At 59.0% G+C, this 10,392-nt stretch carries 7 protein-coding genes and 5 pseudogenes; 7 read left to right on the top strand and 5 right to left on the bottom strand.

Annotated elements, in window-relative coordinates:
• Positions 1–75: pseudogene (locus NKH19_RS32410) on the bottom strand (DNA-binding response regulator); the annotation flags it as partial.
• Between NKH19_RS32410 and NKH19_RS32405 the strand changes: the two are divergent.
• Entirely contained in the window at positions 56–430 is a 375-nt protein-coding gene (locus NKH19_RS32405) for an acyl carrier protein (protein WP_352593620.1), read from the top strand. The pseudogene NKH19_RS32410 and the gene NKH19_RS32405 overlap by 20 nt on opposite strands.
• 105 nt (positions 431–535) lie before the next feature.
• Here NKH19_RS32405 and NKH19_RS32400 read toward each other — a convergent pair whose 3' ends face one another.
• From NKH19_RS32400 to NKH19_RS32390, 3 genes and pseudogenes are all read right to left on the bottom strand, one after another.
• Complete coding sequence (locus tag NKH19_RS32400) at positions 536–1,153, bottom strand: hypothetical protein (RefSeq protein ID WP_023737119.1); 618 nt, start codon at positions 1,151–1,153, stop codon at positions 536–538.
• Entirely contained in the window at positions 1,153–1,332 is a 180-nt protein-coding gene (locus NKH19_RS32395; RefSeq protein WP_031194388.1) for a hypothetical protein, read from the bottom strand. The genes NKH19_RS32400 and NKH19_RS32395 overlap by 1 nt, the downstream gene beginning before the upstream one ends.
• A pseudogene (locus NKH19_RS32390) lies at positions 1,329–2,058 on the bottom strand (IS6 family transposase). The gene NKH19_RS32395 and the pseudogene NKH19_RS32390 overlap by 4 nt, the downstream one beginning before the upstream one ends.
• Positions 2,059–2,352: 294 nt before the next feature.
• Between NKH19_RS32390 and NKH19_RS32385 the strand changes: the two are divergent.
• The 3 genes and pseudogenes from NKH19_RS32385 to NKH19_RS32375 all read left to right on the top strand — a co-directional run bounded on the left by NKH19_RS32385 (position 2,353) and on the right by NKH19_RS32375 (position 3,890).
• The gene (locus NKH19_RS32385) at positions 2,353–2,730 is read left to right on the top strand and encodes a hypothetical protein (RefSeq protein ID WP_023679574.1); all 378 of its coding nucleotides are present in this window, start codon (positions 2,353–2,355) and stop codon (positions 2,728–2,730) included.
• Between the two features lie 122 nt (positions 2,731–2,852).
• Positions 2,853–3,104, top strand: a pseudogene (locus tag NKH19_RS32380) (DUF1403 family protein); the annotation flags it as partial.
• A gap of 75 nt (positions 3,105–3,179) precedes the next feature.
• Positions 3,180–3,890: pseudogene (locus NKH19_RS32375) on the top strand (IS6 family transposase).
• Positions 3,891–4,017: 127 nt separating this feature from the next.
• Here NKH19_RS32375 and NKH19_RS32370 read toward each other — a convergent pair.
• Complete coding sequence (locus tag NKH19_RS32370; protein WP_023766567.1) at positions 4,018–5,937, bottom strand: potassium transporter Kup; 1,920 nt, start codon at positions 5,935–5,937, stop codon at positions 4,018–4,020.
• Between the two features lie 426 nt (positions 5,938–6,363).
• On the opposite strand from NKH19_RS32370, the pseudogene NKH19_RS32365 reads away from it, so the two are divergent.
• From NKH19_RS32365 to virD4, 3 genes and pseudogenes are all read left to right on the top strand, one after another.
• Positions 6,364–6,651 (top strand): annotated as a pseudogene (locus NKH19_RS32365) (IS3 family transposase); the annotation flags it as partial.
• A 301-nt stretch (positions 6,652–6,952) separates the two neighbouring features.
• Complete coding sequence (locus NKH19_RS32360) at positions 6,953–7,729, top strand: hypothetical protein (protein WP_352983766.1); 777 nt, start codon at positions 6,953–6,955, stop codon at positions 7,727–7,729.
• Between the two features lie 246 nt (positions 7,730–7,975).
• Entirely contained in the window at positions 7,976–9,721 is a 1,746-nt protein-coding gene (gene virD4 / locus NKH19_RS32355) for a type IV secretion system ATPase VirD4 (protein WP_023766569.1), read from the top strand.
• The last annotated feature ends 671 nt before the right edge of the window (positions 9,722–10,392 follow it).

The raw sequence follows: 10,392 nt of genomic DNA, 5'->3' as shown, positions 1-10,392 counted from the left end.
GGCATGCATCGTGAGATACTCGGCGATGAGGCGCCGCATTGCGGCATCATCGTCAATGACAAGAACATGTTTCAACGGCACACCTCGTTTTGGGGGTTGGGCCCCGATCAGGGTTGCATTACCTGAATCTGCAATCAAAAGGCATGTATTAGTGATGACATTACTTGAAATTGAACAACTGGTTCTCAAAACCCTCAACGCTCTAGTTGCCGAAAAAGTAGAGGTCTCGATGACAACCAGAATGCGGGATCTCGGCCTCGACAGCCTCGACTATAACGAGCTTGCTACGGCGATCGAGAGCCGACTTGGCTGGTTTGTCGACGATTACAAGCTCTGGCAATACGAGTCCGTAAGGCATGTCGCCGACGCCGTCGCCAGTCAGGAGTTGCGCACCGCGGAACCACCAGCAGTGCGGCAAGTGCTGGAGTAGTGCTGTAGGCACAGGTTACGGTGAGGGCAGCTTGGGCGGCGGTAGCTATGGCCATTGCTCCGCTGTGGTTTGTATCCGTGACTGGTGTGTTTGAGAACTGTTGGGTCAGCCCGGTCCATGTCGCAGTGCCGATGCCCCCTTGGTGGCGTTGCCCGCAATTGCGATCGCTGCGCCCAGGGCACCAATGCTGACGGTCGTTGTCAGGCCACCCGTTGAATTGTTGTCAGAGGCAACAGTGCCCACCACACCATCCCAATCGGTGGTCGTATAGACCGACATGTAGTCACGGAACACGCTCTCACTATACGTGGTCACGATCGTTGCCGTCGTACCGGTTGGCACGAGGGCTGACCACACTGACAGATAGACCACACCAGAATTGAAGATGCTTTCCACCTGAGCGAGAAGGGTGGCAGCCACACCCCCAATCGTCATACTGTTGACGGTCACTGCACTTTCGGTGTCAGTGGTCTCAGTTGTCACGATGACACGACGATTAGCGTGTGGCGCGACAAGAAGCGGAATGCTGGTGTGGGTGTAAACGGTCGTGGCAGTCGAGTCTTCGTGAGTGCCATTGAAGACCAGATCTATCGGGAACATTTTCTCCCAGACGCCCGAGCTGCGCACATAGACCTGTCGAGCCTTGGTCCAGAGGCTTGAGATTTTCACCCAGACGGCGCTGGCCGCCCCCCAGACCCCGGAGGCTTTGACGTAAAGGGCCATTACGGCTGCACCCAGAAATCACCGTCCACGCCGCCAGAAGGGGCAGCGGCCGAGATCGTGACGCTGCGATTTGCCATCGTGCCGACGCCGAGAAGCGCCTTGGTCTGGGCAATGGACTGCGGTCGACGATAATTGTCCCCGGTGCCGTCACTCGACACGCGACCGACGAAGCTCGTCACAGCGTCGGCACCTGTGGCGTAGGTCGAGCGGTACAAACGCGTCGTGATATCACCAGCGCCATCGCGCTGAGGCGATGAACATGTATGGCGAGAGCAGAACGTTTGGGGCGGGGCGGGACGAAGAGGTTGCGGAGGGCTGACAAGGTCGAGACGAAGCGTTGCAGGCCTCTCGGCGATCGGACCCCTGCATCATCCGCTCCCGTTTTCGCGGCGGCACATGGGAATTCTCCGCTCCGTTGTTCAACCCCTTGTGCGACCGGTGCTTGACGTCCGGCATCACCTGTCGCTTTGCCGCTCCATACGAGCGCAGCTAGTCGGTGATCATGCGCTTCGGCGCGAGCCCCTGCTTCTTCAACAGCCGCGTCAGCAAGCGCTTGGCGGCCTTGGTGTTGCGGCGGTTTTGCACGATTTCGTCCAGCACATATCCATCCTGGTCGACGGTGCGCCACAACCAAAGCTTTTTGCCGGGCGATGGTGACGACCACTTCGTTCAGGTACCAGACGTCATTCCGGCACGGCGGCTTGCGGCGCAAGCAGCGAGCGCAGTCCAGCCCGAACTTGATGCCCCACCGGCGACTTGTCTCATACGAAACCACGATGCCGCGTTCCAGCAGCATTTCCTCAACCAGGCGCAGGCTCAGCGGAACCGGAAATAAAGCCAGACCGCGTGGGCGATAATAGGCGGCGGAAATCGGGGGGCGTGTAGCTGACGGCGGGCGTATTCATGCCCCCCGGCGTCCATGTCGCAAATCTTGACGATTGCTTTGTGTGTCAAGCCCGCCGCAGGTCTCAACGCGTTCAATGCAGACATTGTGAAAATCGCCCTATTCCGCCTTTTTTTACCGCCCCTTAAGTCCCCCGCTCGCATGCTTGTCGATGCCATTGAACTCATAGCCATCGGCCAAGGATTTTGGAAAATATGTTTCCGCTCGCAGCAGAAAACGTGAGAGTCGCTGTAGGCCTAACGTTAAGGGGAGAGAGCGGTTTGATTGGACGAAATGGGTACCGGAGTACCGAGTCATGAAGCCACGAGGTAATCTGGTCCGACTGAAGCAATTTCAGGTGAATGAGAAGCGGCGACAGTTGCACCAGCTAGACATCATGATTGCCGATTTCGAACGCATGGCGCGAGAACTGGACTTCCAGTTAAACGCCGAGGAAACGAAGGCCGGCATCTCCGATGTCAATCATTTCGCTTATCCGACGTTCGCCAAGGCCGCTCGCCTACGTCGTGACAACGTCAAGAATTCGCAATCGGACCTTCTGCGGCAGAGAACCGCAGCCGAGCCATGCCTCGCCGAGGCTGAAGCAGAGCTCTCCAAGGCGCAAATGCTAGAATCGCGCAGCGGCAGAGGCCACGACCTCGAACCCGGCAACCGAAGCGCCATGATCGGCTGAGCCGGATGGCTTCAGCGCGCCTCATTCGCGACACCCGACTGGCCGTTGGCGCGCGAGAGGCGTGCGGGCACTGTAAAGATATCAGCGTATTGATGCAGCGATAGCTGGTCGGGACGGCTGTCATGCTGCGGCGACATACGCGATTTTGTTCCAGATTTGCATGGCGGCGTTACGCAGGTATTGGGGGAAAGTGGAACTGGTTGGCACTCGGATCATCGGTGGAAACGAACCGCTGCCGGCGGATCGGCGCCTGGCGGCAACGCCTGGCGCTTTCGGCGGCGGCGGTAACGGCAAAGCAGGCTGGCCGGTCGAGGATGAAGCGGCACCTGCGCGATGCCGTTCTGCTCACGGCCGGGAGACGGGGTCGGCCCCGCCGGCCGGATGCTGCTCGCTTGGCGCGGCATCGTAAAGTCAACCGACAGCTTATGAAGATGTGCGTACATTGGGCCATGTCAGAAGTTGCTCGTGATCCGCTCTATGGTCGCCACCGCTTTCCCGCCGAGATCATTGCGCACGCGGTATTGGCTCTACTTTCGCTTTCCGCTCAGCCTGCGCATGGTTGAGGACATGCTGGCGGCCCGCGGCATCATCGTCACGCATCAGACCGTTCGAAGCTGCGCGGAGAAATTCGGACGGCATTCCGCCCAGGAGATCAATATCAGCCGGCTGCCTGGGCGATAAATGGCATCTCGACGAATGTGTCGTGGCTATCAGTGGCAAGAAGCAGTGGCTCCGGCGTGCCGTCGATCAGGACGGCTTCGTCCTCGAAGTGCTGGTACAAAGCCGCCGAAATGCCAAGGCGGCAAAGCGTCTGATGCGCAAGTTGCTGAAAGCTCAAGGGCGGACACCACGGATCATGATCACCGACAAGCTCCGATCCTATGATGCCGCCATGCGCGACCTCATGCCCGGCGTCGAACACCGGTCGCACACAGGCCTGAATAATCGAGCGGAAAATTCGCACCAGCCGACCCGACGACGCGAAAGGATCATGAAACGCTTCAAGTCGGCACGCCAGCTTCAGCGGTTCGTTTCCATCCATGATCCGATTGCCGACCTGCTCACTTTCCCTGCAATGCGCTGTCATCGGCTCAACATCGAGACCTGCGTAACGCCCCATGCAAATCTGGAACAAAATCGCGTGTGTCGCCACAGCGTGACAGCCGTCCCGGCCAGCTATCGCTGCATCAAGCCGCTGAAACTTACAGTGCCGGGCGCGCTGCTACCTGAATTTCCTTACCGCTCAATCAATGTGACAGCACCGATTCTTCTCAACCGCGGCATGCCCTAAATCGTCACTTGCGTTCCGATCTCGACGACGCGTCCGGTCGGGATCTGGAAGTACTCCGTCGCGTCGGCCGCCGTACGCGCCAGGCCGATGAACAACCGGTCCTGCCACACCGGCATGCCGGAATTGGGCGAGGCCTTGAGCGAACGCCGTGACAGGAAGAACGAGGTCGTCATGATGTCGAACTTCCAGCCTTGCTTGCGGCAGATCGCCAGCGCGCGCGGGATGTTCGGCTGCTCCATGTAGCCGAAGGTCAGCGTCACCCGCATGAACAGCTCGTTGACCGTCTCCATCTTGACCCGGTCGCTGTCGGGCACCACCGGTTGCGGCGCGGTCACCACCGAAAGGATGACGTTCTGCTCGTGCAGCACCTTGTAGTGCTTCAGGCTGTGCATCAGCGCGGTTGGCGCGCTGAGTGGATCGCTCGTCAGGAACACCGCGGTGCCGGACACCAGCTGCGGCTTTTTCTTCAGGAGATTGCCGGCGAGGAAATCGAGCGGGATTTCGTTGCGGCGGGTCTTGTCGAACAGATAGCGGCTGCCGCGCACCCAGGTCCACATAGCCAGCACAATGGTGAAGGCCACCGCCAGCGAAGCCCAGCCACCCTCGAACACTTTGACGATGTTGGAGGCAAAAAAGCCGACATCGATGAAGCCGAACAGCGCCGTCATGGCGACCGCCACCCACAGCCGCCATTTCCAGATCCGGGTCATGACGACGAACAGCAGCACCGTCGTCACCAGCATGTTGCCGGTCACCGAGATGCCATAGGCGGAGGCGAGCTTGCTCGATTCGCCGAAACCGACGACCAGCAGCATCACCGCCAGCGCCAGCAACAGATTGACGCGCGGCATGTAGATCTGGCCCGACTGCTTCTCCGAGGTGTGCAGGATTTCCAGGCGCGGCAGCATATTGAGCTGCACCGCCTGCCGGGTCAGCGAGAAGGCGCCGGAGATGACCGCCTGGCTGGCGATGACAGTCGCGGCCGTCGCCAGCACGACCATCGGGATCAGCGTCCAGCCTTCGTTCATCTCGAAGAATGGATGGCCGACGACGCCATTCTTGGCCAGCACGAAGGCGCCTTGCCCGGCATAATTGAGCAGCAGGCAGGGAAACACGATCGCCAGCCAGGCCAGCACGATCGGCTTGCGGCCGAAATGGCCGAGATCGGCATAGAGTGCTTCGGCGCCGGTGACGGCGAGGAAGATGGCGCCGATGGTCACGAAAGCGACGTCGGGCGAATTGATCAGAAACGCGACGATGTAGTGCGGGCTCACCGCCCACAGGATTTCCGGATCGGCGATGATGTGGTTGAGCCCGGAAAGGCCAATTGCCAGGAACCACACCGCCGTCACCGGGCCGAACACCAATCCTACCCCGCCCGTGCCGAAGCGCTGCACCGCAAACACCATGGTAAGAATGACCAGTGTCAGCGGCACGACATAGGGCTGGAAGGTCGGCGTGACGACATTCATGCCCTCAACCGCCGACAGCACCGATATCGCCGGTGTGATGACGGCATCACCGAAGAAAAGCGATGCCCCGACGATGCCGATGCCGAGCATCAGCGCCGAGCGCTTGGGGAAACTGCCGCGCGCCAGCGCCATCAGCGACAGCACGCCGCCCTCGCCGCCGTTATCGGCGCGCAGCACGAACATGATGTACTTGATGGTGACGATGATCGTCAGCGACCAGATGATCAATGACAAAACGCCGAGGATATCGCCGCGCTCGGCGACATTGCCGCCCGACGACGCCACCAGCGCCTCACGGAACGCGTAGATCGGGCTGGTGCCAATATCGCCATAGACAACGCCGAGCGCGCCTAGCATCAGCACCTCGGGGCTTTGCTGTTCGATTGCCGGATGGCTCGACTGTTCGACGGGTTCTGCCTCGCTACCAGTATTGGTAAGGACCATGGACGACACTCCGATAAGGGGCGGCCCTCTACCTTTGCTGCACTGCAATATCAAGTGCCGCGACGTAATGGCTCCGTATGCGGACCGCATTTGTTGCCGCACCGGCGGATTGTCTCATACGAAACCACGATCCCGCTCCCGGGCCATTTCCTCGACGAGACACAGGCCAAGGGGACCTGAAGGAGGGCCAGACCGGATGGGCGATGATCTGCGGCAGGAAACGATGGCGCTGCTTGTAGCTGACGGCATGTCTTTCTCCTTTGTGTGTCTGCCAGACGAGCGGGCGGGCACGGAAGTGGTCGCGCTCTGGCTGCCAGACATACTCGTCCAACCTGATGAAAACCTGACTTGTACACCCAGCCCAAACAGGTGCGAGGGGTCGGTCTATTACCAAAGGCTCTGAGGGCTGATTCTCTAGGGTTCGGCATTCAATACACCGAGCGCTTGGCGGAGGCCGGCGTCGAACCCGCAGTGGGCAGTGTCGGCGACTCTTTCGATAATGCTCTCGCGGAAACGATCAACGGTCTTTACAAGGCCGAGGTGATGCATCGACGCGGACCCTGGCGCTCATTCGAGGCCGTCGAGTTCGCCACGCTCGAATGGGTCGACTGCTTCAACAATCGCTGGCTGCTGGAGCCCATCGGCAACATCCCGCCGGCCGAAGCCGAGGAACGCTACTACGCCATGTTGGATGAACCAGCCATAGCCGCGTGACTCAAACGAAACGGCCACCGGAATGCCCGGGGCAGTTCACATCGCATTTGATGCCAGCTTCATCGTATTTTCTTCGGCTTGGACGGGCACTTGGCAGACCCACAGAGCTGGGAACCCTTTGCCATACTACAACTGTAACATCATATCGGTTTAGCGGGTCAAGCTTCGGTGGTAACCTCATTGGGTAGAATAACTACTTTGGAGGCGAGCAATGGATCGCGATAACAAACGGGCACGTGCAGCTGCAAGATCATCTCAAGGCGTGGGGAGCAGTAGCCTCCGTGACGTTCCAGAGGGGCCATTGAGCGATGTTGCAGAACGGCTGGTAACCGCTAACCCGCGCGATACAGCGCGAAATCTTGGGGGCTTCAAAGGCCTCGGGACGCACGAGCGAACAGCCGTTCGGGGCACTCAACCCGGGCCAGAAACTGACCTCGCGAGATTTGAAAGGCGGACCAATCGGCTTGGACGATCAGCCATCGATCTGGCCGCGACATTAACAGCCGAATTGGGGTACAGCACGGATGACATAGCATTGCAGAAAGTCGGAGCGGCCAGTAATCTAGGCGATTACCTAACGCCAGGGCTGCAAGATGCTATTGTTAATCGCATTGGCAACATGGATCCGCCGTCGCAAGCTCTCGGAACTTATTATGTTGCGCCACACTTCAGTAAGTTTACTGACGAAAATAAATCTCGCATTCTTGATCAGGCCATTGGATTGGCTTCTTCTGATCCGGATGGCAATGTCAGAAACATGGCATCCAATGCTATTCTCAACATGTATCCCCAGTTAGACGCAAATCAACAGGCCCAAGCTCACTCAGTTTTTCCCGGCATGCAAGACATCTTGCCGCACATGCCGCCGCCGCAGCATGCAGCAGAGGAACGGAGTGCGAATCTGGACGGCCACATAGCAGGTATTGAGGCTGCAGTCCGTGATACAGTAGGCCCGCAAACCTCCTATGAACAGCTGCAGCGGGGTGCTCAAATCGGGCGGTCCATAAACCACGCCTTCAATCACGCCCGAGAGGACCTAATGGAGGCCACCAGAAGCAGAGATCGCTCCGGCCGTTGAGGTCTCGGCCATGGTACAGTGACGCTTTCTCTCCCGAATTCCGTTTACGGCCTTGCCGTTTCCAATTCGCTGGCCGTTGACGTACCTGCTTAGTGTAACTTTCAAAAACCACGTCTGCCGGGTGATGCGCTGCAAGCATCGCACCACCCGCTGCGGCATCGATCTGTCGAGCGGCGACATCGCGCGACGCCGGTTCGGTCTCTGAAGCACGCGCAGCATTAGCTACGGCTATCCGGCAATGGAACAATGCTTTCAACAAAAACGACGCCCCCCAACATAGCCATTAGCATCGCGTGCTCACTCGCCGTGGGCTTCTGTGCGGCAAGTCTTTACGCAACCTTCCGCCACGGCGGTAGCGGCGAGGCTCTGATGGCGTTTGATGTCCGTGCCTTTTGGTTTGAGACGCCCTTCTATTTGGGTTTCGCAACCCCCGTTTTCTATCGGGGCGCGGCTATCGTGCTCTCGACGTCCGCGGTCGTCTTGCTGATTCAGCAGATCGTATTGCGCCGCAAGCTCGAACACCACGGGACGGCTCGTTGGGCTCGAGTGGATGAAATGCGACGCACGGGATATCTGCGACGATACCGTGGCGTGACAGGGCCGGTGTTTGGGAAGACAAGTGGCCCTTTCTGGCCTGGCTACTACCTGACCAATGGCGAGCAGCCTCACAGCCTCATCGTTGCACCGACCCGCGCTGGCAAGGGCGTCGGCATAGTCATTCCAACGCTACTTACATTCAAAGGCTCGGTGATAGCTCTGGACGTCAAGGGGGAGCTCTTTGAGCTCACCTCGAGGGCGCGCAAAGCCGCAGGTGACGACGTGTTTAAATTCGCGCCGCTGGATTCGGAGCGGCGCACAAACTGCTACAATCCGCTGTTGGATCTTATAGCGTTGCCTCCACAGCAGCAATTCACCGAAGCCCGCCGCTTGGCCGCAAACCTGATTACGGCCAAGGGGGAGGGCGCGGAAGGTTTCGTCAGCGGCGCGCGAGATATCTTTGTCGCGGGAATACTTGCCTGCATCGAGCGGGGCACGCCAACAATCGGCGCCGTCTATGACCTCTTCGCCCAGCCGGGGGAGAAGTTTAAGCTCTTCGCGCGACTCGCCATGGAGACCCAGAACAAAGAGGCACAACGCATCTTCGACGACATGGCGGGGAACGATACGAAAATCCTAACCTCCTACACTTCCGTGCTCGGCGATGGCGGGCTCAACCTGTGGGCGGATCCCGCTGTAAAGGCGGCCACAAGTCGCTCGGACTTTTCGGTCTATGATCTTCGCCGTCGCAGAACGTGCATCTATCTTTGCGTTGGTCCGAACGACCTTGAGGTGATCGCGCCTCTGATACGCTTGTTTTTTCAGCAAATCGTTTCAATTCTGCAGCGGTCGCTGGCCCGCCGGGATGAAAAGCACGAGGTTCTCTTCCTGCTCGACGAGTTCAAGCACTTGGGTAAGCTGGAAGCGATCGAGACCGCAATCACGACTATCGCGGGCTACAAGGGGCGTTTCATGCTCATCATCCAAAGCCTTTCGGCACTGACGGGGGCTTATGGAGAGGCTGGCAAGCAGAATTTTCTCAGCAATACCGGACTGCAAGTGTTCATGGCCACGGCTGATGACGAGACTCCGAACTACATTTCCAAGGCCATCGGTGAATACACGTTTGAAGCCAAATCGATTTCCCACAGCCAGGCGCGAACGTTCGACTGGACCATTCAGAATTCACATCAAGGTGCACCGCTATTGCGTCCCGAACAGGTTCGGCTGCTCGATGACGACTACGAGATTGTTCTCATCAAAGGTCTGCCACCATTAAAATTGAGGAAGGTGCGATATTTTTCGGATCGCATTCTGAAACGCATCTTTGAAAGCCAGACAGGCGCCCTCCCGGAGCCGGCGCCCTTGACGGGAGCAGAGGAGGCGCTCTCCGCAGAATCTCAACTCGATGACCCGCTGTGTGAATTGGCGCAGGACTTTGACGATACAGTTTGATGTGAGGCTGGTGTGGACCCCGCGAAAAAATCCATCCCGTGTAACAGCTTTGTCGCAGGTGCAGGACGCCGGCTTGGAAGACGGGCAAGCGGTCCAGGCCCGGCGAGTGGGCTTTGAGCAGCACGTGTCCGAGGCGCTCCGGCCGCTGTTCGATGGTCGAGCTGACGAGCCGCCAACCAAACCAGAGGAGCTTCTGCGACTGGAACAGGGGGTTTCGCGAGGTGCTTCAGCGAGGGCAGGATCATCAAGCCGCCTCGTCTTTTTTCAGCAACCCAGGGATGCCCGCTGGACGGGATGACCTCAAGGGAAGCGTGTCGGAGGCTTTCGCAAGCTCTGGGACGCCGGAGTTCGGGCCGCCGCCCCCAGTCTTGGCTGCCAGCCAACAGCAGATCCGCCCTTCGCCGGATGAGCTTGACCAGGGCAACCACCTGCCACCCGAGTGAGTCGTCCCAACAATGAACATTCACCAGCGCTGTTGTGGCCAGCGCAGACGCAGAGGGCCCTGAATACGCCGCAAGCCGTCGCCATTCAGCAGCAGCTGAGCGAAATCGGCAATTCAGGCGGCCGCGTGCATATGCAGAGAGGGGCTGATGCGATCTCCGGACCGGTAGCTCTCGCCGTAATTGATCAGGCTGGTACTGTTGGAAGGCTTGATCAGCCTCGTCACCCCA

Origin of the sequence: Mesorhizobium sp. M1338 (assembly GCF_040318045.1) — a bacterium.
GTDB lineage: Bacteria > Pseudomonadota > Alphaproteobacteria > Rhizobiales > Rhizobiaceae > Mesorhizobium.
This window is presented reverse-complemented; position numbering and strand designations above follow the sequence as displayed.

What these genes read in the sequence shown, in the direction of transcription:
- virD4 (WP_023766569.1), top strand. Translation starts at nt 7,976, where the DNA reads ATGCTTTCAACAAAAACGACGCCCCCCAACATAGCCATTAGCATCGCG.
- NKH19_RS32385 (WP_023679574.1), top strand. Translation starts at nt 2,353, where the DNA reads ATGAAGCCACGAGGTAATCTGGTCCGACTGAAGCAATTTCAGGTGAAT.
- NKH19_RS32405 (WP_352593620.1), top strand. Translation starts at nt 56, where the DNA reads ATGACAAGAACATGTTTCAACGGCACACCTCGTTTTGGGGGTTGGGCC.
- NKH19_RS32370 (WP_023766567.1), bottom strand. Translation starts at nt 5,937, where the DNA reads ATGGTCCTTACCAATACTGGTAGCGAGGCAGAACCCGTCGAACAGTCG.
- NKH19_RS32400 (WP_023737119.1), bottom strand. Translation starts at nt 1,153, where the DNA reads ATGGCCCTTTACGTCAAAGCCTCCGGGGTCTGGGGGGCGGCCAGCGCC.